The sequence below is a fragment of the Bartonella sp. AU18XJBT genome, assembly GCF_028618595.1.
GTDB lineage: Bacteria > Pseudomonadota > Alphaproteobacteria > Rhizobiales > Rhizobiaceae > Bartonella.
In genome coordinates, this window is record NZ_JAQITE010000016.1 from 21,863 (window position 1) to 46,811 (window position 24,949).

Here is a 24,949-nt window from a genome sequence, read left to right on the forward strand (position 1 = left end):
TTATGTACGGGCACGTGAGGAAATGTCAGAGGTTTATGGTGCCAGTGCTTCTTTATTTGGAAATAATATATAATGAGAAGCCATTATTTAGTGGGGAATTATAGAAAAATTCAAAATTTCTTTTGCAGAAGGGGTAAAGGCGGTTGATGTTAGTCGGTGCGAAAATTTTCTGTTTTTGTTGAAATATCAAATTATTATGAGGGCTCTTTGTTATTAAGGTTTTGGAGCTAACAGAGGAGTCCTTTGACGGCATAAAAACGCTAGAGTAAAGAAGAGGCACGCTTGTTCGATATGAGAGAAAAAATCTTTGTTTTATAACTTTCAATGGTAGATATTGTAATATTATCAATAGATTTGCGATGGGTTATGTCATTCACCATATATTAGATTGTTTTTCGGTGTATATTGGAAGTTGGTTTATAACTATGGGCAGGAGAAGTGGTTGGTAAGTAGTGTTGTTTGAAAGTTTTAATACTTTATCTCTCAGAGCCTATGGTTTGTCTAGTTTTATTATTTTGCGCATTCTTGTTGCGTGGAGAATTTATACAATAAACTTTAAAAGGAAAAGTCTATGAACTTAAAAAGAAAAATACTGAAAAGTAGTGGATCTCTTGTTTCTGCTCTTATTGTACTGGGGGGAGTTGTACAACAGGTTTCAGCAAAAACACCAGCTGATACCCTTGTGATGGCTTGGAATCTGGATGCAATCAGTACGTTTGATCCTGCGCAGCTCACTGATGTTTATGGAAGTGAAATTGTTCGCAATGTTTGTGATAACTTGGTCAGTACTGCGACAGATGATCCTGCTAAAATGGTTCCTGCTTTAGCAACGCATTGGGATGTTTCAGGTGATGATCACAGTACGGTGATTACCTTCCATTTGCGTGATGGTTTAAAGTTTAATAATGGCAAACCAGCCAATGCCAATGATCTTGTTTGGGGTATGAAGCGGGTTGTCAAATTAAAGATGGGTAATGCGGCAATTTTTAATGAATATGGAATTACAGAACAAAATGTTGATGATGCTTTGCAAGCTTTTGATGAGAAAACGGTGGTGATGAAATTTGATAAGCCTTATCCAGCAGAGCTTATTCTGAATAATATTGTTGCAAGCCCTGCAACAGCTTTGCTTGATCGTAAGACGATCATGAAACACGAAAAAAATGGTGATCTGGGAAATCAGTATTTGAAAACTCATGCTGCTTGCGTTGGTCCTTATCAGTTAAAACGTTGGAGCCCTGGAGAAGCGATTTTGTTGCGTGCAAGCTCTCACTATTGGGGACAAGCACCTAAACTAAAGCAGATTTTAATTCGCCATGTTGCAGAGCCCGGAACACAGCGCTTGTTATTGCAAAAACATGATATTGATGTTGCTCGTAATTTGACACCTGAAGATCTTGCAGATCTGCAAAAAACAACAGATGTTAAAATCAAAGAAGTGTTAGAACCATCCATGATGTACTGGGGATTTAATACAACGAATCCCATTTTTGCTAAGGAAAAAGTACGCTTGGCGATGCGTTATCTCATAGATTATGAAGGTCTTGGCAAGAAGCTTCTTAAAGGGATTGGTATTCCACGGGCCAGTTTTATTCCTCTTGGCAATCTTGGGGCTTTGGATGAAAAAGAAGGACAACCCTTTAAACTTGATATTCAAAAAGCCAAGCAACTTTTAGCAGAGTCCGGTTATCCGAACGGATTTGAGGCAAATTTTCTCGTGTCAAACACTCCTTATACTTTGTTACTTGCTCAGTCAATCCAAGATAGTGCTGCGCAAGCGGGTGTGCGTCTTAAAATTGAGCGATTGGCAGGTACACAGTTGTTTTCTAAACTTTATGCCCGAGCTTTTGATACAATTTTTGTCGGATGGAATAATGATTCTGCGGATCCTCATACAATGGCTTCACGTCTTGTTTATAATCCAGATAATCGGTTTGAGGCAAAAAATACAGCTTATCCTAGTTGGCAGCATGGGTATTTTGATGCCAAGATGAATCAAAAAGTTGAAGAGGCATTGTTTCAAAAAGATCCGCAAAAACGGTCGCAAATATATGCTGATTTACAACGTGAACTTATGCAAAAAGGACCTTATGCGTTTATCTACCAGAAATATGGCGTTGTCGCGATGACACCGGATATCAAAAAGTGGGTTTGGAATAGTGCACCGCATATTTTTTATAGTAAAATTGAAAAATAAGCGTGTCTTCAATGCTGTTCAATAGATAAAGAACATTGTCATGATATATTCGGCGTATTGTACAAATTTTTAAGCTTTGCAATACGTCGAAGATCACAGGTAATGCGTGATATATTCTTGAATGTCTTTTCAAGACATTCGTTTAAGAAGATTTTTCATTCTCATTAGAGGTGTTTGTGTGAATATTAAGATCGACATTTCAATTTCTCTGAATTGAAAAATGGTCAATTTATTTGTTAAAAAATTAAGTATAACATAAAAAACTAGGTGTAACAAATGTCGTGGAGTTTAGTAGTGCTAAAGGTGCAAAGGTTTTGCGATGTTGAAGGAAAGTTTTGTTATGAGGAGATATATAAGGGATATCAGTTTTTTATGGTGTTCATATTTTCTTTTGCTTTGAAAGATAATGATATGCCAATTAGAGGGTGTTATTTTACAGGGAGTGATGAAAAAATCAAATTTCCTTTTGAAGAAGGAATGAAAGTCGTCGCACTTGGCAAACTAACGAATTTTCCTGTTTTATCAAATCGTCAAATTATTATGAAAGCTCTTTGTTATTAAGGCACTTGAGCCGAAAGGGCTAGTGCTTTGATGGTATACAAAACGCCGGGAGAAATAAGAGACAGCTTGCTTAACAAGATAGAGAAAAAATACTGGTTTTACAGTCTTCAATAGTAGGCGTTATGATATCGTGAATAAGTTCTATTGTTGGTGAGCGTTCATTGTACATCAGAGTGTTTTTCTTTGTATGTTTTGGTTTGGCTTATAAGTGTAGGCAGGAGGAGCCATTGGCAAGAGGTGCTTGTTCTTGAAGGTTTTTAAGTTTGGTCTTTAGGAGCCTACAGTTCGTCTAAACTGAATTATTAAGTACGTTTTGCAGCATGGGGAATTTATACAATAAACGTTAAAAGGAAAATTCTATGAACGTGAAAAGAAAAATATTGAAAAACAGCAGTTCTTTTGTTTCTGTTGTTCTTGCAATGGGGATGTTTGTGCAACAAGTTTCAGCAAAAACACCTGCCGATACGCTTGTGATGGCTTGGAATCTCGATCCAATAAGTACATTTGATCCTGCGCAACTCAATGACCGTTATGGAATCGAAGTGGTTAACAATATTTGTGATAATTTAGTCGTTTCTGCTACAGATGATGCAGCTAAAATGGTTCCCTCGTTAGCGAAGAGTTGGGATGTTTTAAGTGATGATCAGAGTACGGTAATTACTTTTCATTTGCGCGATGGTTTAAAGTTCAACGATGGTCGTTCTGCTTATGCCAATGATCTTGTTTGGGGTATGAAGCGGGTTGTGAAATTGAAATTGTCCAATGCGGCAACATTTAATGAATATGGGATTACAGAACAGAATGTTGATGAGGCTTTTCAAGCACCGGACGACAAAACTGTGGTGATGAAATTTGATAAGCCTTATCCTGCAGAGCTCATTCTTAGCAATATTTCCACTAATCGCACTGCTGCCTTACTGGATCGTGAGACACTCATGAAAAATGAACAAGATGGCGATATGGGAAATCGGTATTTGGCCAATCATTCTGCTTGTGTTGGTTCTTATCAGTTAGAGAGTTGGCGCCCTGGAGAAGCTCTTTTATTGCGAGCAAGCTCCAATTATTGGGGGGAGGCGCCTAAATTGAAGAAGATTTTAATTCGCCATGTTGCGGAGCCTGGAACGCAACGTTTATTATTGGAAAAACACGATATCGATGTGGCGCGTAATCTGATGCCAGAAGATTTGGCAGATCTCCAAGCAACAACAGATATTAAAGTTGAAAAAGTGTTGGCGCCCTCCATGATCATATGGGGCTTTAATACGACGAACCCTATTTTTGCCAATGAAAAAGTTCGTTTAGCGATGCGCTATCTTATTGATTATGAAGGACTCGGTAAGACGCTTCTCAAAGATGTTGGTATTCCCCGTGCAAGTTTTATTCCTCTTGGTAATCTTGGAGCTTTGGATGAAAAAGAAGGACAACCCTTTAAACTTGATCTTCAAAAAGCCAAGCAACTTTTAACAGAGGCAGGTTATCCAGATGGTTTTGAGGCTAGTATTTTTGCTGGTTCCTCTCCTTATCCTTTTGCTTTGCCTATTGCTCAGTCTCTCCAAGACAATGCAAAAAAGGTGGGGGTACGTTTTAAAATTGAACGTTTTGTAGGTACGCAGTTGTTTTCAAAATTTTATGCACGTGGTTTTGATACGATTTTTTTCGGATGGAATAATGGCTCTGCGGATCCCCATACAATGGCTTCACGTCTTATTTATAATCCTGATAATCGGCTTGAGGCAAAAAATACAGGCTATGCAAGTTGGTGCCATGGGTATTTGGATGAAACTATGAATCAAAAGGTTAAGGATGCGTTGTTTGAAAAAGATCCAAAGAAACGAGTGCAAATGTATGCTGATTTGCAACGTGAATTTATGCAGAAAGGACCTTATGCTTTTGTCTATCAGACATATGTTTCTGTAGCGATGGCACCTGATGTCAAAAAATGGGTTTGGAATAGTGCACCACGTATTTTTTATAGTGCAATTGAAAAATAAGCAGGTATCAGGTTTATAAAATATAAAAACATGATCATGATATATTTGATGTATTGCAAAGCTCTTTAACACTTTGCAATACGTTGAATTTTATCGGGAATGGATTACTATGTTGTGTAGAGAATTTTATTTCAAAACGTTCTATTGGGAAGAGAGGTTATTTATCTCGATAAATCCCACATGTATAGATATTAATATTTGATATTTCAATTTATGTGTATAAAAAAGTAATAAATTTGTTTGTTGCAAAAGACAGATGTAACGAATAGAGCAAAATTTAGTTTTTCTGAAAAAATGGGGGACTTTAAAATGTTTTGGTGAAAAAAAAACTGTTGTATGCGGGTACGTGGGGAAACATCAAGCTACTCTTCTCATACCTCAGGTTACACTCCTTATGACTTAAAATATGATAATCTATAGGTTTGAAGCTGTTATTTGATACGGAGTTATAATAAAGTTTCAATTTTCTTCTGAAGAAGGGTGAAAATGGGGTTACGAAGAAATTTATTCAGGATCGTCAAAATATCAAATTGTTTTGAGTTTTTTGAAGCAATTAGAGTAGCGCTTTGATGATACTTTTTAGAAAATCGCAAGAAGAAACTTGAAGAAGAAATCTTTTTGATGAAGCAAAGAAGAGTTTTGGCCTGATATGCTCTGAATTGTAAGTGTCGTGATGTCGCGTGATAACCTCATTTTAATCAGATCGTTTTGCGTTGCATATGTTCGTTTGTCCTATACGTGTTTGGGGAAATGAGCTTTTTAAAAGTGGCTACTGCTCTTGGAGGTTTTGATATTTTACCTCTAGGAGGCGTGTTTTCTAATCATGATCTTATCATTTTTGCATGTTGTTACATGGGAAGTTATACAATAATCTTAAATCTTAAAAGGAAAATTCTATGAACGTGAAAAGAAAAATATTGAAAAAGGGCAGTTCTTTTGTTTCTGTTGTTCTTGCAATGGGGATGTTTGTGCAACAAGTTTCAGCGAAAACACCTAGCGATACGCTTGTGATGGCTTGGAATCTTGATACAATAAGTACATTTGATCCCGCACAAATCAATGACCGTTATGGTAATGAAGTTCTTGTCAATGTTTGTGATAATTTAGTCGTTTCTGCTACAGATGATGCAGCTAAAATGGTTCCTTCTTTAGCGAAGAGTGGGGATGTTTCAAGTGATGATAACAGTACGGTAATTACTTTTCATTTGCGTGATGGTTTAAAGTTCAACGATGGTCGTTCTGCTCATGCCAGTGATCTTGTTTGGGGTATGAAGCGGATTGTGAAATTGAAATTGTCCAATGCTGCAACATTTAATGAATATGGTATCACAGAACAGAATGTTGATGAGGCTTTTCAAGCACCGGATGAGAAAACGGTGGTGATGAAATTTGATAAACCTTATCCAGCAGAGCTTATTCTTAGCCATTTTGCCACTAGTCGTACTCTTGCTTTGCTTGATCGTGAGACACTCATGAAACACGAAAAAAATGGTGATATGGGAAACCGGTATTTGGCAAGTCATTCTGCTTGTGTTGGTCCTTATCAGTTAGAGAGTTGGCGCCCTGGAGAAGGGATTTTATTGCGTGCAAGCTCCAATTATTGGGGTGAGGCGCCTAAATTGAAGAAGATTTTGATTCGCCATGTTGCGGAGCCTGGAACACAACGTTTATTGTTGCAAAAACACGATATCGATGTTGCACGTAATTTGATGCCAGAGGATTTGGCAGATCTCCAAGCAACAACCGATATTAAAGTTGAAAGAGTGTTAGAGCCATCCGTGATCATATGGGGGTTCAATGTGACAAATCCTATTTTTGCCAATGAAAAAGTGCGTTTAGCGATGCGCTATCTTATTGACTATGAAGGACTCGGTAAGACTCTTCTCAAAGATGTTGGTGTTCCACGTGCAAGTTTTATTCCTCTTGGTAATCTTGGGGCTTTGGATGAAAAAGAAGGACAACCCTTTAAACTTGATCTTCAAAAAGCAAAGCAACTTTTAACGGAAGCCGGTTATCCAGATGGTTTTGAGGCCAATATTTTTGCAGGGGCATCTCCTTATCCTTTTGCTTTGCCAATTGCTCAGTCCCTTCAAGACAATGCAAAAAAGGTTGGGGTACGTTTTAAAATTGAACGTTTTGTGGGCACGCAGTTATTTTCAAAACTATCTGCACGTACTTTTGATACGATTTTTTTCGGATGGAATAATGATTCTGCGGATCCTCATACAATGGCTTCACGCCTTATTTACAATCCTGATAATCGGCTTGAGGCTAAAAATACAGGCTATGCGAGTTGGTGCCATGGGTATTTGGATGAAACTATGAATCAAAAGGTTCAAGATGCGTTGTTTGAAAAAGATCCCAAAAAACGGGCGCAAATGTATGCTGATTTGCAACGTGAATTTATGCAGAAAGGACCTTATGCTTTTATCTATCAGACGTATCATACTGTAGCTATGACACCTGATGTTAAAAAATGGGTTTGGAATAGTGCACCACGTATTTTTTATAGTGCAATTGAAAAATAAGAAGGTATCAGGTTTATAAAATATAAAAAACATGATCATGATATATTTGATGTATTGCAAGGCTCTTTAACACTTTGCAATACGTTGAATTTTATCGGGAATGGATTACTATGTTGTGTAGAGAATTTTATTTCAGGAATTCTTATGAAAGATGTGTTTGTGTGGATGTTAAGATTGAATATTTTAACTTCTATTGATACAGCTTTAGGATGGAATAATAACTCTGGAGATCCCCATACAACGGCTCCAAGCTTTTTTATAACTCGGATAATCGGTTTGAAATTCGAAATATAAGCTGTTCTAGCCGGTGTTATGGATATTTTGATGAAGCTATAAATAAAAATTTTAAAGATTGTGTTGTTTCAAAAAGATTCACAGAAACGGGCGTAAAGAATTGAAAAATGGTAAGTTTGTTTAGTGAAAAAACAGGTGTAACAAATGTGGTAGAATTTACTGTTTCCGAAATAGCAGGAGCTCTAAAGCGTGTTGTTGAAGAAAAGTTTGGTTATGTACGGGTGCGTGGGGAGATATCAGGTTACCGTGGTACTCATGCTTCGGGACATGCTTATTTTGCTTTAAAGGATGATAAGGCACGGTTGGAAGCTGTTATTTGGCGTGGAGTGATGGAAAAGCTCAAATTTCCTCCTGAAGAAGGGATGGAAGTGGTTGCTGTTGGTAAACTTACAACTTATCCAGGGTCATCGAAATATCAAATTGTCATTGAGGCTCTTGAACCAACGGGGGTTGGTGCTTTGATGACACTTCTTGAAAATCGTAAGAAAAAGTTTGTGGAAGAAGGCTTATTTGATGAAGCAAAGAAAAAACCTTTGCCTTATATGCCTCGAATTATAGGCGTTGTCACATCACCAACAGGTGCTGTTATTCGTGATATTATTCATCGTATATCCGACCGTTTTCCGTTACATATTTTGGTTTGGCCTGTACGTGTTCAGGGGGAAACAAGTGGGAGAGAGGTAGCTGTTGCTGTTGAAGGTTTTAATGCTCTTGCTCCAGGAGGACTTATTCCAAAACCTGATCTTATTATTGTTGCACGGGGAGGGGGAAGTTTAGAAGATTTGTGGGGGTTTAATGACGAAGCTGTTGTTCGTGCTGTTTATGCCTCTGCTCTTCCCGTTATTTCTGCTGTTGGGCATGAAACGGACTGGACTTTAATTGATTATGTCGCTGATTGGCGTGCTCCAACTCCTACAGGAGCTGCAGAAAAGGCTGTTCCTGTTAAGCTTGATCTTGAAGTGTGTGTTGCGTCTCTTGGGGCACGTTTGCGCAAGGGACTTGTACGTTCTTTTGATTTTCATCAACAAAAGTTGCGTGCAGTCAGACGTGGTCTTCCCACTGTCGACCAACTTTTCGCTCTACCACGGCGTGGTTTTGATGAAATTTCAAATCGATTACAGCGTGCTCTTTGTGTAAGCTACGATAAAAAACGTTTTTCTTTTCATACTCTTCGTTTACGTCTTTCGTTACGTTTGTTAAATAATGAAAAAGCACACCGCAATACAAAAGAATATACGGCGCGCCTTCATCGTGCTTTTGTGCGTAGTGTGGAAAAAAAACGTGCCCGAATGGAGCTTGCATTTAGGCTTTTAAAAAGCACTTCTTATCAAAATATTTTAGAGCGTGGTTTTGTTTTGGCTTTGGGGCAAGGTCATAAGCCCATTAAACGGTTGGTTCAGTTTCCTGAAACAGGACAAATAAATTTACGCTTTTTTGATGGTGATATTAGTATTGCAACACAAGAGCCTATTTTGTCTAAACGGTCAAAACACAAGCAGATAAAGTCGCCAAGTGATGATCAAGGAACTCTCTTTTAATACGGTTAATGCCATGTTTGCGGAAGGTCTTCTTAAGGGAGTGGATGGAAAAGTTCGTTGCGCATGGGCTGGAACGGATCCACTTTATTGTGCTTATCATGATAACGAATGGGGAAAACCTGTTTTTAAGGATATCTGTTTGTTTGAAAAAATTTGTCTTGAAGGTTTCCAAGCAGGGCTTTCTTGGTTTACAATTTTAAAAAAACGCTCTTTTTTTCGCATTGCATTTGATCACTTTGACTTTGAAAAGATTGCTCATTATGATGAGCCAAAGGTGAAAATGTTAATGCAGAATAAAAACATTGTTCGTCATCAAGGAAAAATTCAATCGGTACTTAATAATGCATTGAGAGTACAGGAAATTATAACAGAGTGGGGGAGCTTGTCCCGCTATTTTTGGTCTTTTCAGCCACCACAATCAGAGCGTTATGAAAAGATAGATTTTCAAACATTGTTGGCTCATCCCATAACTCCTGCTTCCCTTCGTCTTTCTCAAGACTTGAAGAAACGAGGCTGGACATTCGTTGGCCCTACGATTTGTTATGCTTTTATGCAGTCCGTAGGGATTGTTAATGACCATCTTGAAGGATGTTTTTGTCGATAAATTAGCCAACGTTCTTTTGTAAGGGTAATGATCAATAAGATAATAATTGAACTATTTAATAAATGTATAGATTATACAACTCCACTGTATAAGATAATTGAAATATACAAACTATACAATATTAATGAATTAATGATTTTCTACTGTTGTTGGCATTAAAAACAATAAAGGTGTAATTTTGAGAATGAAAAACAGGTGCAAAAAGGAGTGATATCTTCACTGTTATGTATCTGAAGTTAGATAATAGTGATGCCTTGTATATTTTAAAGAAACATTTAGTACACCCAAGCCCATTTCGCGACGCAACTCGTGAATGGTATGATAGTAAATCCATTGTGCACTCCATTTTGATGCTTATGAAGGAGAAAATCGGCACTATCATACACTTTACTAGCTCCCACTGTTGTGCAAAAGTTTTTGGCATTTGTAATGGTTCAGAAGAGGTGTTTTTATTTCTGTTAATGACATGACTGTTATAACTAATGAATGTTCTATTTCTATTTATTGACGAATGCAAAGTGGTTTTTAGATGGGGTGCTGTTGTTGCATTGTTTTACTTCGCCTGTATGACTGTTGGTTTATTTGTATGTAGGTCGATTGCCCAATATTTACCTAGGCAATATAAAATGAAATGCAGCGACGAAAGATTGAAATTATGAAATTAAATGACTTAAGCTGCTTGTGTTGCGTTTTATTATCTGATAGTTTTCTTTCTATTAGAGAGTGATCTTGCCGCGTGTGCGCTCCAATTTTTGGGAAGATGATTAAGCTCAGGCAGGCTTGTATCCACTACATTGCTTAGTTGAATATCTGTATGTTTCTGCTGGGAGCAAGAGTTTTATTGCAGTATGTTGTTTTCTACTCTATTTTTATAGTGGTAAAGCAATTGCACACTAAAGTTTAGAAGGGTTTATATTCGTTATGTCTTTGGGGGGTGTCTAATGAATTTTGTTTCTATCAATGGAGAAGTGCATTTTAGTGTGTATTCTTTTATTGCAAGCTTTATCTCTCAAAAGATAAAGCTTGCAAGGGGTAATTCTTCTCACTGTTCCTTTACTTTTATTAACGTGTTTGGTTTTGTTGGTAAAAACGTAAAACTTTTGACACTTGGTTTTCAAAAGATTAAGCAGATTTTTGTGGGGGTAGAGTTTTAGAAAAGATCTTTTCTTATGCCTTTCTGCTGTTTTAGTGCAGTTTTGATCATGTAGTAAAGATGTGCCGCATCTTGAAATTGAGTGTTTGAGGAGAATGACAATTTTTGAAGTTTGCGTATTTTATTTTAAATACCGCCTAAAGCAATAGAGTGGTGAATTCATAAATTTTTGCGCAATGATTTTTTTTAAAAGCTTACCATTTTGGAGGCTAAAAGGCTTATCCTTTTGATGATTAATGGGGCTGGTATACGGCGTTATCGTATGCAAAGAAAGGTTATGAAAGAATGTGATACTGGTTAGCAAAACATATATTGCATGTTCGCTATGGTTTGATTGAGATGTAGTCAGTGAATTTATAAAGTAGATGACTCTGTATAGGCGATTAGAATGTATTTGTTCAATGTGTATAATTATAAATTTGCCATGTTATTTCAGCGTCATTAATTAATAAAAAATAAATAAAGGGAAACGTTTATGAACTTGAAGAAAATAATATTGAAAAGTAGCAGCTCTATTGTTGCTGCTCTTATGGCACTGGGAGTAGTTGTACAACAGGTTTCAGCAAAAACACCAGCTGATACCCTTGTGATGGCTTGGAATCTGGATGCAATCAGTACGTTTGATCCTGCCCAAAGCAATGATGTTTATGCAAGTGAAATTATTGGAAATGTTTGTGATAATTTGGTCAGTACTGCGACAGATGATCCAACGAAAATAGTTCCGTCTTTAGCAACGCATTGGGATGTTTCAGGTGATGATCACAGTACGGTGATTACCTTCCATTTGCGTGATGGTTTAAAGTTTAATGATGGCAGATCAGCCAATGCCAATGATCTTGTTTGGGGTATGAAGCGGATTGTCAAATTGAAGATGAGTAATGCAGCAATTTTTAATGAATATGGAATTACAGAACAAAATGTTGATGATGCTTTGCAAGCTGTTGATGAGAAAACGGTAGTGATGAAATTTGATAAGCCTTATCCAGCACAGCTCATTCTTAATAATATTGTTGCGAGTCGTGCAACAGCTTTGCTTGATCGTAAGACGATTATGAAACACGAAAAAAATGGTGATTTGGGAAATCAGTATTTGAAAACTCATGCTGCTTGTATTGGTCCTTATCAGTTAAAACGTTGGCGCCCTGGAGAAGCGATTTTGTTGCGTGCAAGCTCTCACTATTGGGGACAAGCACCTAAACTAAAGCAGACTTTAATTCGCCATGTTGCGGAGCCCGGAACACAGCGCTTGTTATTGCAAAAACATGATATTGATGTTGCTCGTAATTTGACACCTGAAGATCTTGCAGATCTGCAAAAAACAACAGATGTTAAAGTTGAAAAAGTGTTGGTGCCAACCATGATGTATTGGGGATTCAATACGACGAATCCCATTTTTGCTAAGGAAAAAGTGCGCTTGGCGATGCGTTATCTTATAGATTATGAAGGTCTTGGCGAGAAACTTCTCAAAGGGATTGGTATTCTACGGGCAAGTTTTATTCCTCTTGGCAATTTTGGGGCTTTAGATGAAAAAGAAGGACAACCCTTTAAACTTGATATTCAAAAAGCCAAGCAACTTTTAGCAGAGGCAGGTTATCCGAACGGATTTGAGGCAAATTTTCTCGTGTCAAACACTCCTTATGCTTTATTACTTGCTCAGTCACTTCAAGATAGTGCTGCGCAGGCGGGTGTGCGTCTTAAAATTGAACGATTGGCAGGTACACAGTTGTTTTCAAAAGTGAATGCACGGGCTTTTGATACGGCTTTTGTCGGATGGAATAATGATTCTGCGGATCCTCATACAATGGCTTCACGTCTTGTTTATAATCCAGATAATCGGTTTGAGGCTAGAAACACTGCCTATCCTAGTTGGAAGCATGGGTATTTTGATGCCAAGATGAATCAAAAAGTTGAAGAAGCGCTGTTTCAAAAAGATCCGCAAAAACGGTCGCAAATATATGCTGATTTACAACGTGAATTGATGCAAAAAGGGCCTTATGCATTTATCTTTCAACAATATAGCGTTGTCGCGATGACCCCTGATGTCAAAAAATGGGTTTGGAATAGTGCACCGCGTATTTTTTATAGTGCAATTGAAAAATAGTGTGTCTTTTTAGCGTTATCAAAGCTAAAAAGAGCTTTAATCATAATTGCATGATGAAAATATTCTCCCACATAAAAACTCTTCAGTTTTTTAAAGGATGAAATTGTGAGGGATATTTGTGCAGTATATGGTTGAGATTGTTTATTAAGAGGGATGGATATAGAAAGTTGTATTAGGGAGGATCTTTGTTTATGACTACAGATTCTCTGCATCCCGAATATAGATTGAGGTATGAGAGAATTATTTTATAGATGCTTAGCTTGATTAAATGAAGTTGATGTTTGGTATTATGCTGTTTAAAAGATGAAAGAGCAAAATTCTAACCGCTATGTGTGAAAAGGTAGAAGAATACAAATGGAAGAGATAAAATGGGAAAACAAAGAATATTGAAAAAATTTTCTATTTTATTAAGCTCAATCGCTTTTTTAAATGGGGCTATAACATCGGCATTCAGTGCCTCATCTAAAGATATATTGGTAATGGCATGGAATATTGATTCAATTAGTAGTTTTGATCCAGCGCAAACTGTTGAGGTTGTGACGAGTGAGTTATTGACGAATATTTGCAGCGCGTTAGTGCAATATGATGAGCATGATCCTACAAAAATTCGCCCTGCTATGGCAAAATCCTGGGACGTTTTAGATAATGGCAAAAGAATAGTTTTTCATCTTCGTGATGATTTAAAGTTTAATGATGGAAGGACGGCTACGGCGCAAGATCTGGTATGGTCGATGCGACGGATTATTAAATTAGGATTAAGCTATGCTCAATCTTTAATGGATTATGGGTTTACCAAAAACAATGTTGAAACAAATATTCAGGCTCTTGATGATAAGACTTTACAATTAAAATTAGATAAACCCTATCCTATTCAGCTCATCTTGACTGTTATTGGACAATCTTATGCTTCTGCTTTGCTTGATCGGAAAACAATTGAAGAACAGATCATTAACGGTGATATGGGGAACAAATATTTAGCAACACATTCAGCTTGTGTTGGACCTTATAAATTGTTGAGCTGGTCTCCAGGAGATAAAGTTGTGTTAGAGGCGACACAGCATTATTGGGGCGATGTGCCTAAAATTAAGCAGATTGTTGTGCAACATGTAGCGGATTCATCAAGTCAGAGACTTCTTTTGGAAAAAGGTGATGTGGATATAGTGCGTGATCTTTCTTCAGAGGATATTTTAGATCTTGAAAAAAAAGGAGGCCTAGTCAAAATTAGTCGTGTTTTGCGTCCCCAGATTATTTACCTATCATTAAATAATAAGAATGCAATTTTTGCGAATGAAAAGGTCAGATTGGCACTTCGTTATTTGGTTGATTATGAAGGTCTTGGAAAAACTGTTTTGAAGGGGATTGCTATTCCGCGGGCAACTTATATGTCCTTGGGTGTTCCTGGTGCTTTGGATGAAAAAGAAGGGCTGCCTTTTAAGTTGGATTTGAAAAAAGCAAAACAGTTGATTACTGAGGCTGGTTATCCGAACGGTTTTAAAGCTAATCTTTTAGTTGGAAGCCTTAGTTATATGTCGTCTGTTGCACAGTCTATTCAAGCCAATGCACGTAAAATTGGTGTTGAGCTGACAATTGAAAAAATGGCACAAAATCAATTGTTGAGCCGTGTACGTGGTGGAAATTACGATACTGCTATTATGGGGTGGGGGAGTGCCGATCCTGATGGACATCCTGCCTCATTAAATCACGTGTTTAATCCTGATCCAACATTTACAAAAAAGCACAATATGTATTTGGCTTGGCGCGCTGGGTATTATGATGAAAATATTAATAACATGGTGATGGATGCTTTGTTTGAGAAAGACCCCAATAAGCGTATCATGCAATATCGTACTTTACAGCATTATGTGCTAGAGCATGGTCCTATGGTTTATTTATTTCAGACATATTATACCGTTGGTATGGGACCTGATGTCAAAAAATGGATTTGGAACAGTTATAGACTTTATTACAATGAAGCAGAAAAATAAAAAGAAGCATGTTATAGAGAAGGATTGTAGAACATGCTTAATAAGAGGTTGTTTCGTTATATAAAAAAAGGTATTTGCTTTATGTTTTGTCGCTACAGAGGGGATTTTTATAATGGTTTTGCCACTTTCAGAGACTGAAAGAGCTGTATCAGAAAAGCAGAAAAGATTATTTTTATGGGATTTTTTATGCAAAGGATTGAAACTTCTTATTTCAGTTTTTATCACATTGCTTGGGTTGGTGACGATCACTTTTTTTCTTGGTCATCTTCTTCCTCTAGATCCAGTTCTGTCTATTCTTGGTGATAATATCAGTCAGGAAGCTTATGATGCAATGTATTATAAGCTTGGTCTTGATAAGCCGTTGATTGTTCAATATTGGAGGTATCTTCATAATGTATTTTTGTTTGACTTTGGAGATGCTTTAACTTCTGGGCGTCCTGTTCTAGCTGATATTATGCGTGTATTTCCTGCAACATTAGAGCTTGCAACCGTTGCTATTGTTATTGGCACAAGTCTTGGAATTCCATTTGGTGTTTTTGCAGCAATGTATCGCGATTCATTTATTGATTATATTGTTCGTGTTTTTACACTTGTAAGTTATTCTACTCCAACGTTTTGGCTCGGTTTAATGGCTTTGTTAATATTTTACGCCAAGCTTGGCTGGGTTGGTGGTCCAGGACGTATTGATTTTCTTTATGAATATTCTTTCGAACCAAAAACAGGATTTTTCCTTTGGGATACTGCAAGCCAAGGACAATGGGAGGCTTTTGGTAATGTTTTTAGTCACATTATTATGCCTGCTTTGATCTTAGCTTTCGGTGCTATGGCTTATATTAGCCGTATGACTCGTGGGTTTATGATTGAGCAGCTTAATCAGGAATATATCATTACTGCACGTGTAAAGGGGTTATCGTGGGCGCGAACGGTATGGGGACATGCCTTTAAGAATGCTGCTGTTCAGGTTATTACCGTTGTTGCGCTTTCTTATGCTTTTTTATTAGAAGGGGCTGTTTTAACGGAGACAGTTTTTGCTTGGCCTGGTTTTGGACATTACTTGACAAATGCTCTTTTAGCCGGGGATATGAATGCAGTTGTAGGATGTACTTTACTTGTAGGATTTATCTTTGTCGCCATTAATTTATTTTCTGATTTGCTTTATCGCATTTTTGATCCAAGGACACGTTGAATATGACAGTAAGTAATCATCATAAATCGCAATCATCATCTTCTTTGGGTAGTTGGTTAAACGATCCTGTTCCAAACTCCATAATTCAAGCGAACATACAAAGAATTTATCACGCACTAGTTAAGTTTTTTCATAACTTTTCGGCTGTATTTGGTCTGCTTATTATTTGTATTATTATCATATGTGCATTTTTTGCTCCTTGGATTGCTACGCATGATTTTCTTAGCAATGATCTAGGGCATCGGTTGCAGCCACCCTCTATGGCGCATTATTTTGGAACAGATGAATTAGGACGTGACATTTTTAGTCGCCTTGTTTTTGGTTCCCGTATTACTCTTTATGTTGTTTTTCTTACAACCATTATTGTAGGTCCAATAGGGCTTATTGTTGGAACTGTATCTGGTTATATGGGCGGATGGGTTGATACTGTTCTCATGCGCATTGTCGATATTTTTCTTGCTTTTCCAGGTTTGATTTTAGCTCTTGCATTTTCAGCTGCATTGGGACCCGGGATTGAAAATGCTTCTATTGCAATTTCAATTGCAGCATGGCCCCCAATTGCACGTTTAGCACGTGCTGAGACTTTGACAATACGTTCTTCTGATTATGTTTCTGTCGTTCGCTTGCAAGGGGCTTCTGCTTGGAGAATAATTTTGTTTCACGTTGCGCCCATGTGTATTCCTTCAGTGATTGTAAGATTAACTTTAGATATGTCTGGAATTATTTTAACGGCTGCTGGACTTGGTTTTTTAGGGTTGGGAGCTCAACTTCCAAGTCCTGAATGGGGTGCCATGCTTTCTTCAGGGCGGGAATTTATGATGACAAATTGGTGGTTGGCGGCAATACCAGGCTGTGCAATATTATTTGCAAGTCTTGCTTTCAACCTTTTAGGTGATGGTCTTCGTGATGTATTGGATCCACGCAATGGATAATAAATTATTAGAAGTAGAAGATTTACGTATTTCTTTTCCTACAACGCGCGGCATTTCAGAAGTTGTGCGTGGCGTTAGTTTTTCTGTTGGAAAAGAAAAAATTGGAATTGTTGGTGAATCCGGATCTGGAAAATCGATGACTGGGCGCGCAATACTAAGGTTGAGTCCAAGAGCAGCCATTGTTAAAGCTAAAAAAATGCGCTTTGAGGATGTTGATTTATTGGCCGCAAGTGAACCTCAGATGCGAAAAATCCGCGGGAAGCGTATTTCAATGATTTTACAGGACCCAAAATATTCACTTAATCCATTAATAAGGATTGGGGAACAGATTATGGAGGCTTACCGTATTCATTATCGTGTTTCAAAAGCTGAAGCGCGGGAACGCACCATATCTATGTTAGAATCCGTTCATATTCGTGATCCTGAACATGTGATGCGCCTCTTTCCTCATGAAATATCTGGGGGGATGGGGCAGCGTGTAATGATTGCAATGATGCTCATTCCAAAACCTGATTTAATTATTGCTGATGAGCCAACATCTGCACTTGATATTACGGTCAGACGACAAGTTTTATCTGTATTAGATGAACTTGTGACAAAATCTGGAACGGGGCTTATTTTCATTAGTCATGATTTGAATATGATTGCTGATTTTTGTGATCGTATTTTGGTGATGTATGCGGGCCGTGTGTTGGAAGAGTTGCCTGCTTCTGATTTGTCTCACGCTTGTCATCCTTATACAAAGGCATTGCTCGCGAGTTTGCCACGGCTTGATAATCCTGTTGATATTTTGGCTGTTCCTGAGCGTGATCCTGATTGGTTATATAATCCTACGATTGTTAATGGTGTTGAGGAGGTTCCTCATGACAAATTATGAGAATATTATTGATGTTTCTAATTTATCTGTAACTTTTGGTCACAGGCATAAGGCCGTAACAGTTGTTAAAAATGTTAATTTTCATATTAAGCGTGGTGAAGCTTATGGTTTGATTGGTGAATCCGGATGTGGAAAGTCAACTATTTTGAATACATTGGTGGGGCTTATTCCAGATTATAGTGGAAAGTTCCTTTTTGCTGGACAAGAAGTTGAAAAGAAAAGGAGTAAGGATTTTTTACGCTGTATTCAAATGGTTTTTCAAGATCCGTATGCTTCGCTGCATCCAAGAAAAATGGTCCATACGGTTCTTTCTGAATCGCTCAAAATCCATGGGATAGATAATCAAAGAGAGCGGGTGGAGGATGCTTTAGATTCTGTTGGTTTAGATTCTTCATTTCTTTATCGTTATCCTCATGAGTTGTCTGGAGGGCAGCGTCAGCGTATTGCTCTTGCACGTGCTTTAATTATCGAGCCAGAAGTTTTATTGCTTGATGAGCCAACATCTGCATTGGATGTGTCGGTGCAGGCTGAAATTTTAAACTTGTTGAAATCGTTGCGAGCGAGAAAAAAGCTTACTTATTTGATGGTATCCCATGATCTTGCTGTTGTTGCACATATTTGTGAACGTGTTGGAATTATGCATAAAGGAATTATTCTTGAAGAGCTTAGCAATGATGAATTACGTAATCTACATGCGCAACACGATTATACAAAGGAGTTTTTTGAAGCCAGTATTGAGCCTATTGTCCATAGAGAGCAAAGAGTATGATCGATTTTTCAAAAGAAAAAATGCATTTTTCTGTTTTAGGTTTCGAGAAGTATTTAGTATCTTTGTTGTAATAGAGAGTTTTTGTATTTTCTATAGTGTGAAATTTTTCTAGTATAATTTACTGAAAGAAATTTTAGCTCTCATATTTTTCACTTTATTAGGCGTACAACGTTATGAGTCATCTGCATGACTCATAACGCGCATTATATATCTGTTGTACAGTTTGTTGATTATAAATTTATGTTTAGAAGTTTTCATTGTAGATGAGCATTAAGCTTGTAAAAAATAATAGGTGATTAATAATGCTATGTTTTCTAGGAAAATTTATTCTTTAGAGTATAGTTTGATTTTTATTGTTTTTTACAGTGTTAGCTCTTATTTATCAGAAAATGCTAAGTTTTATTCTTTGCAAAAGAAGAAGCTGTTATGAAAATTTTTCAATGGTACATGAGAATGATTCAATTCTTAAAAATAGGTTATTTGAAAGAAAAACAGATTTTATGAATACAAAAGGCAGCATATTGTGTTGCCATTTTTGATAAAGTGTATACAGATAACAATATGTCTGTTGTTACAGTCTTGTCTTAAAACGAATAGCGTATTCTATCTGAAAAACGTGCTCCGGATATATACCAGTTTTTAAAAAGCTATAGCTGATTTCAATTTTGCGGTTTTGTCAATGATGGAATTGGTGATATCTCCTTTTGGATTTCGTAAGATAAAAGAGTATCAAGATAAAAACTACTGTCACGCTGTATACTGCCATAGGTGGTGAGTAAAGTGACATTTATTCAATATGCTCTTACTTGCTGTCTTGCATATCCTTTGGAGTGAAAGAAGTTGTCTATAGGTTCCTACAAGATCAAAATGTGTTGTAGATATTTTGCCCTTCTAGCGCGACAAAATTAACAGCTCCTTGGTAGAGCAGCATAGCGAAGATTAGCACTGCTATAACCATATTTACTAGGAGCACTACTTATCAAAAAATAAGGCTCCTATTTCTTCATAGGCGTATAAGAAGCAGCCATTCCGTTTGTCTTATTCTTTCTCCAAGACAGATGTTCGCATATTGGCTAACAGTTGCACTTTGCTTAGCCATATCGGTCAATCCAGCATACAAGAGAGCACTGGGCATAATCAAAGAGTTTGTATTTATGGCACGATAGTTTTTACTTTTGAGTCGCTATCAAGCAGTACTGGTTGTAAGCGAAAATCCCAGAAATTTTTATTTTTTCCTAAAAGGTTTTGTTCAGTATTTGTTTTACTGTGGTTTGATTTTGGTCCATAAGCTTTCAGTATATATTTATAAGGTGAACCACTTATTGTGATATAGTCCTGTGCAAGTTTGAAAGAGTTTTGATTTACTTTCCCAGAAACTTGAATGAGTGAAAGACCACGCACACTGGTAAGAGCAGAAGTATCTGCTTTAATATTGTTCTTTTCTAAATGTCCAGTAATATAAACCAGTGTAGTCCCTGAAACATCACCATCAATCAGAAGATGGTCAGCTTTTTGTTTGTTTATGGCAGTGCGATCACTCCATTCGACGTTGAAATGAATTTCTGCTTTTCCTTTAGCATTGTAGACTTTTTTAGTATTTGGTCTGCCAGATCCTATGTGCAACGTGTGGTAATGATCTTCTGTTGGCTCTCCAAAAACAATAGAGCTGTCATTGATGTTAAGGACAGAAACATCAGAACGAGATCTTTGAGCAATATCAAGAAGTTTTTCGTTATGGCTTTTTTTATTTGTGCTTGTTTTCAATGTCCATTTCGTATTGTTTTGTAAATCAAAGATTGTTTTGAATTTTTTTTCGGTGTTCACTTTGCCGTCTAAGATGGAGTGATTGGCGTTTAGTGTAAAAGTGAAATCATTTTTTTTCGTTGAAGCTTCGGTTACTAATAAAACATTGGCGCGGATTTCTGAATTTTTGAGATTGGCTTTACCAATTGATTCATTTGCATTAATTCCAGTACCGTTTTTAATGTGAAGTTTTGTATTGGTTAAATTGATTTCTGATGTTTTATTGTTCTTAGATTTTCCAAATATCATACCTCTATCTTCTGCTGTTGCAGAAACATTTGTTACATCAATATGTCCATTATTATTTACAACAAATGCACTATTTTCGGCAATCACTGTTCCTCCGATCATTTTAATCATCCCGCCATTTTCTGAATAAAGTCCGACCTCAGCATTTTTAATCGTTGTATTGCCATATAATTCAACTAAACTGCCAACATCTTGGCTTTCCGCACCGAATCCGTTGCTATCTGCTGTTATTAGAGTAACATTCGTGGCTTTAATACGCCCACCATTTTCAGCAGATAATGCAGTAGTTTTACCTTGTACTGTTCCTCCCGTTACGGTAACGATGGATTTTAAGTCTTTTGCATAGAGTCCAGCGTTGTCAGATGATGTAATTTGAGCATTGTCAGTTAAAGTAATGGTACTGCCGTTTATAGCAGATATTGCTGCACCTTTTGCGTTAAATGATCCTCCAGAAACGGTTATTTGAGAACCATTATCTGAAATTATGCTATTGATTGCTTGCGGAACGGTTACATTTTCTAAAGTAATGGCACTTCTTCTTGCATTTATTGCATTGATTAGTAGTGCATCGCCCTTACTATTTAATATCGTTACATCTTTCAGTTTGTTATTGCTCTTGTTTTTTAACAAGTGAACGCCTGTTTCGGAAGCAGTAATAGTTCCTCCTATCATTTTGATTGTGCTATCGTTTTGCGCATCAATTCCGATTTTAACGTCACTGATCGTTGTATTTCCAAGCAATTCGATCACACTGTTAGAGCCAGAGGAAGCTGCACCAGCAGCTACACCACTGCCATTATTAGTTGCTTTTAAAGCAACATTCGTAACCGTAATATGGCCACCTATGTCTGCTTCTAAGGCGGTATATTTTCCTGTCACGCTTCCTGTTGTCATTGTAATCGTGGATTTTGAGTCTTGTGCATAGAGGCCTGCTTCATCATGTGACGTAATTTGAGCATTGTCCGTTAAGGTGATGCTGCTGCCATTTTGAGCACATATTGTTGCATAGCTTGAATCAAATGATCCTCCAGAGATTGTTATGTTAGAACGATTATTTGCAATTACGCTGTTGCCTGTTTGAGTCACTTTTACATTTTTTAAAGTGAGTCCACTTTCTTTCTCTAGAAGTATTCCTTTGCCTGAATTTTTATCTTTACCGGTTGATATTATTACATTTTCTAGTTTACTTTCGGGGCTCTTACTGTTCACGAAGCCAACACCAGTTTTAGAAGTTGTAATAGTCCCCCCAATCATTTTAATTACGCCACCGTTACTTGCCACAAGCCCAACAGCAGCATTCTTAATCGTTGTATTGCCATATAATTCAATCATACTATTAGCGCTATCAACTCCTGCGCCTATTGTAGGAACATCAGAGACCTTGCCCCCATGTTCATTTGTTGTTAGAGCAACATCTGTGACCTTAATATGTCCACCGTTTTCTGCGATCAACGCTAATTCTCCGGTTACTGTTCCTCCAGTCATTGTGATGGTAGAATGTACACCATTTGTATAGAGTCCTGTGCTATTTGATGATGTTGATGTAACTTGAACGTTGCCTTTTTTACTACTAGTTAAAGTAATGTTGCTGCCGTTTCCAGCGTATACCCCTACGTTTTTTCCCTCAAATGATCCTCCAGAAACCGTTACTTTAGAATGATTATTTGCAACTATGCCACTTTTTGCATGCGTAACTGTTACATTTTCTAAAGTGACGTTACTTTCCTTGTCAGCACCTATTCCTGTGATTTCAGGGGCTTTATCGTTACTGCTCGATATTTTCACATTTTCTAGCTTGTTTCCATTGCTCTTGCTATTATAGAAACCAGCACCGGTTGCAGAAGCTGTAATGGTCCCTCCGATCATTTTAATCATTCCACTGTTTTGTGCATGAAGACCGATTACAGCATTCTTAATTGTTGTATTCCCATGCAATTCAATCATGCTGTTCGGACCGCCGGCGACAACTGTTCCGATTTTATCATTCGTCGCTGTTAACGCAACATCCGTGACTTTGATATGTCCACCGTTTTCTGCAACCAACGCCATTTTTTCTGTGATTACGCTTCCACCCGTCATTTCGATTGTGGTTTTTGAATCTGTTGCATGGAGTCCAGTGCCATGAGATGATGTAGTTTGAACATTATTGGTTAGAGTTACACGACTACCATTGTAAGCAGATATTGCTGCCTTTGTGGCATCAAATGATCCTCCCAATATCGTGATTTCAGATTTATTATTTGCAGTAACGCTATTCATTGCCTTACTCACCTTTAGATTTTCTAAAGTGACTTCACTGTTTTTGTCTGCAACTATTGCAAAATTTAGTGGTGCTTTGCCTTTGCCACTTGATATTATTATATCTTTTAGCTTGTTTTCAGCATTCTTACTGTTCAAGAACTTAGCGCCAGTGTTGGAAACTGTAATAGTTCCCCCAGTCATTTTTAGTGTAGCACCATCTTTTGCTACAAGACCGAAGAAAATGCTAGAACCAGTTCCTTTAATGGTTGTACCATCCAGTAATTCAATCGCAGTGTTAGAACCTTCAGCTGTTATAGCATGCGTATTTGTGCTTATATTGGTGTTTGTTTTTTTGTTTCCGATTATCGTCAAATGCTTGCCGATAATTTGGCCGCTTTTTTTTGCGTGAATAATTTCATAGGTTTCGTTGGAAACTTCTTTTTTACTTTCTGAAATTTCAAGATTTTTAGCTTGTGCATTAAGATGGATACCAGACAGTACAACTGCCACAATTGCTGTGCAGGATAGAAGAAATTTTTTAGGCATCAGTCTGCTCCTTTTAAAGCCCCTAACATTCATTTCCCCGCAACTTCATAAGAAGAAGTGAAAATAGATATTGCTTTTATTTTAATAACACAGCACTTGGATATTTTATTTTGCTTTTTTTGTCAAAATTAAAGTTGCATTTATATTTAATTATATAATAACTAAATTTATTTCGTAATGTATTTTTATCTAATTATATTTTAAAAATAAGTTTTTCATATTCATGAAAATATTATGAGTTGCATTAATAATATTTTTATTGATTGTAGATATTCTTTTATACCAATATTCACTGGTGTATGAGTAAAGAAATACAGGAATAAAAAAGACAGTAAAAAACGTAATGTAAAAGAGAAGAGCAGTGCTTTTACAGTTTTATATTTTCAAAAAAGAAGAGGTTTTAAATTTTTAAAGTCAATAAAGAATAAATATTTTTGTGTGTAATTTGACTTTATATTTTATACTGAGTGGGAAAAGGTGAAATTAGGGTAGATATGCGATAATTAATTGTTGTTGTCTACAATGTATATCAAATGAGTTTTTGACAGCAAAAATGAGAAAAGACTTTGACAGAGCTTTGAAGATTCTTTGAGTGCTCAGTGTTCTCTTTGAACACATAAAATATACAGAATCTGCTGATAAGCCACAATTTCCGAAAGGCTACATATTACACAAAACCCCGTTGGATGTAGCCTGACATTAGGTTTCGTACTAAGTGTGAAGATATGGAAATACATGGTGCTTTATTATTTTTATGACCGCCTCTTACCATTAAATGCGCAATTTTGTCAAATTGGATTTTTCAGCTAAAATTGTAAAATGGCATGGGGCAATGCCCATCCCGTTTTAACGGGCGTCATCATCAACACCATTGCTGCCCTGATGGCTTTTAATATTGCTCTACGGGTGTTGCGATTTACCATAGCTGGCACACGTCTTGGTTTGTTTTTGGTGCAGATACCATCACCATCACCCGTTGGAAGAATATCATTGCTGCTGCTTTTGATTGTTCTGCTCATTGGCAAAAGTTCAAACAAGGGCTTAGCGCTGTTGGCAGGTGGTTTGGCAACGTGTGGGAGGGGTTTAAACAAAGCCTTTCCAATTTTTGGCAATGGTTGAAGAGCTTTTTTGTCCGCGAAAAGCTCTCTGAGTGTGCTAAGGCTGTATGGAACAAGCTGGAGAAGATTTAGCGGGTTGGATTGTTGATGGTTTTATGGGCACCATCTCACAATTGACAGATTTTTGTAAATCTTTACCTCACCGCATAAAGGGGTGGATTGGGTCCATTGATGTAAGAGGTTTTTTGCCAAGTTTTTTGGGAGGCAAAACAACCATTCAACCGATTGCACAATTTGCGGGGGCGGGGCGTTCCCCTTTCACAGAAGCAAAAGGCA

15 protein-coding genes and 1 pseudogene are annotated in these 24,949 nt (G+C 37.2%); 14 read left to right on the plus strand and 2 right to left on the minus strand.

Annotated features, from left to right (window positions below):
- Nucleotides 1-571: 571 nt before the first annotated feature.
- From PVV60_RS05875 to PVV60_RS05935, 13 genes are all read left to right on the plus strand, one after another.
- Nucleotides 572-2,197 (plus strand): ABC transporter substrate-binding protein, encoded by a 1,626-nt coding sequence (locus PVV60_RS05875; protein ID WP_273723778.1) that lies wholly within the window; start codon nucleotides 572-574, stop codon nucleotides 2,195-2,197.
- A gap of 372 nt (nucleotides 2,198-2,569) precedes the next feature.
- Complete coding sequence (locus PVV60_RS05880) at nucleotides 2,570-2,758, plus strand: exodeoxyribonuclease VII large subunit (protein ID WP_273723779.1); 189 nt, start codon at nucleotides 2,570-2,572, stop codon at nucleotides 2,756-2,758.
- 359 nt (nucleotides 2,759-3,117) lie between these two features.
- The gene (locus PVV60_RS05885; RefSeq protein WP_273723780.1) at nucleotides 3,118-4,749 is read left to right on the plus strand and encodes an ABC transporter substrate-binding protein; all 1,632 of its coding nucleotides are present in this window, start codon (nucleotides 3,118-3,120) and stop codon (nucleotides 4,747-4,749) included.
- 896 nt (nucleotides 4,750-5,645) lie between these two features.
- Nucleotides 5,646-7,277, plus strand: coding sequence for an ABC transporter substrate-binding protein (locus PVV60_RS05890; RefSeq protein ID WP_273723781.1), 1,632 nt, complete (start codon nucleotides 5,646-5,648; stop codon nucleotides 7,275-7,277).
- A gap of 401 nt (nucleotides 7,278-7,678) precedes the next feature.
- Nucleotides 7,679-9,109: an exodeoxyribonuclease VII large subunit gene (xseA, locus tag PVV60_RS05895; RefSeq protein WP_273723782.1), complete on the plus strand. Its 1,431-nt coding sequence runs from the start codon at nucleotides 7,679-7,681 to the stop codon at nucleotides 9,107-9,109.
- Nucleotides 9,087-9,713 (plus strand): DNA-3-methyladenine glycosylase I, encoded by a 627-nt coding sequence (locus PVV60_RS05900; protein WP_273723783.1) that lies wholly within the window; start codon nucleotides 9,087-9,089, stop codon nucleotides 9,711-9,713. The genes xseA and PVV60_RS05900 overlap by 23 nt, the downstream gene beginning before the upstream one ends.
- 941 nt (nucleotides 9,714-10,654) lie before the next feature.
- Nucleotides 10,655-10,867, plus strand: coding sequence for a hypothetical protein (locus PVV60_RS05905; protein ID WP_273723784.1), 213 nt, complete (start codon nucleotides 10,655-10,657; stop codon nucleotides 10,865-10,867).
- 474 nt (nucleotides 10,868-11,341) lie between these two features.
- Nucleotides 11,342-12,967 (plus strand): ABC transporter substrate-binding protein, encoded by a 1,626-nt coding sequence (locus tag PVV60_RS05910; RefSeq protein WP_273723785.1) that lies wholly within the window; start codon nucleotides 11,342-11,344, stop codon nucleotides 12,965-12,967.
- A gap of 368 nt (nucleotides 12,968-13,335) precedes the next feature.
- Nucleotides 13,336-14,952, plus strand: a complete 1,617-nt coding sequence (locus PVV60_RS05915; RefSeq protein ID WP_273723786.1) for an ABC transporter substrate-binding protein — start codon at nucleotides 13,336-13,338, stop codon at nucleotides 14,950-14,952.
- Between the two features lie 112 nt (nucleotides 14,953-15,064).
- A complete protein-coding gene (locus PVV60_RS05920; RefSeq protein WP_273723787.1) occupies nucleotides 15,065-16,138 on the plus strand; it encodes an ABC transporter permease in 1,074 nt (357 codons plus the stop codon).
- A gap of 2 nt (nucleotides 16,139-16,140) precedes the next feature.
- Nucleotides 16,141-17,070, plus strand: a complete 930-nt coding sequence (locus PVV60_RS05925; protein ID WP_273723788.1) for an ABC transporter permease — start codon at nucleotides 16,141-16,143, stop codon at nucleotides 17,068-17,070.
- Nucleotides 17,063-17,947, plus strand: coding sequence for an ABC transporter ATP-binding protein (locus PVV60_RS05930; protein ID WP_273723789.1), 885 nt, complete (start codon nucleotides 17,063-17,065; stop codon nucleotides 17,945-17,947). Before PVV60_RS05925 ends, PVV60_RS05930 begins: the two co-directional genes overlap by 8 nt.
- Nucleotides 17,934-18,716, plus strand: coding sequence for an ABC transporter ATP-binding protein (locus PVV60_RS05935; protein WP_273723790.1), 783 nt, complete (start codon nucleotides 17,934-17,936; stop codon nucleotides 18,714-18,716). The genes PVV60_RS05930 and PVV60_RS05935 overlap by 14 nt, the downstream gene beginning before the upstream one ends.
- A gap of 1,152 nt (nucleotides 18,717-19,868) precedes the next feature.
- Here the strand turns inward: PVV60_RS05935 and PVV60_RS05940 are convergent.
- Together PVV60_RS05940 and PVV60_RS05945 are read right to left on the minus strand one after the other, a co-directional pair.
- Nucleotides 19,869-23,555 (minus strand): right-handed parallel beta-helix repeat-containing protein, encoded by a 3,687-nt coding sequence (locus PVV60_RS05940; protein ID WP_273723791.1) that lies wholly within the window; start codon nucleotides 23,553-23,555, stop codon nucleotides 19,869-19,871.
- Between the two features lie 806 nt (nucleotides 23,556-24,361).
- Complete coding sequence (locus tag PVV60_RS05945) at nucleotides 24,362-24,646, minus strand: hypothetical protein (protein ID WP_273723792.1); 285 nt, start codon at nucleotides 24,644-24,646, stop codon at nucleotides 24,362-24,364.
- Nucleotides 24,647-24,720: 74 nt separating this feature from the next.
- On the opposite strand from PVV60_RS05945, the pseudogene PVV60_RS05950 reads away from it, so the two are divergent.
- Nucleotides 24,721-24,949: pseudogene (locus PVV60_RS05950) on the plus strand (hypothetical protein); the annotation flags it as partial.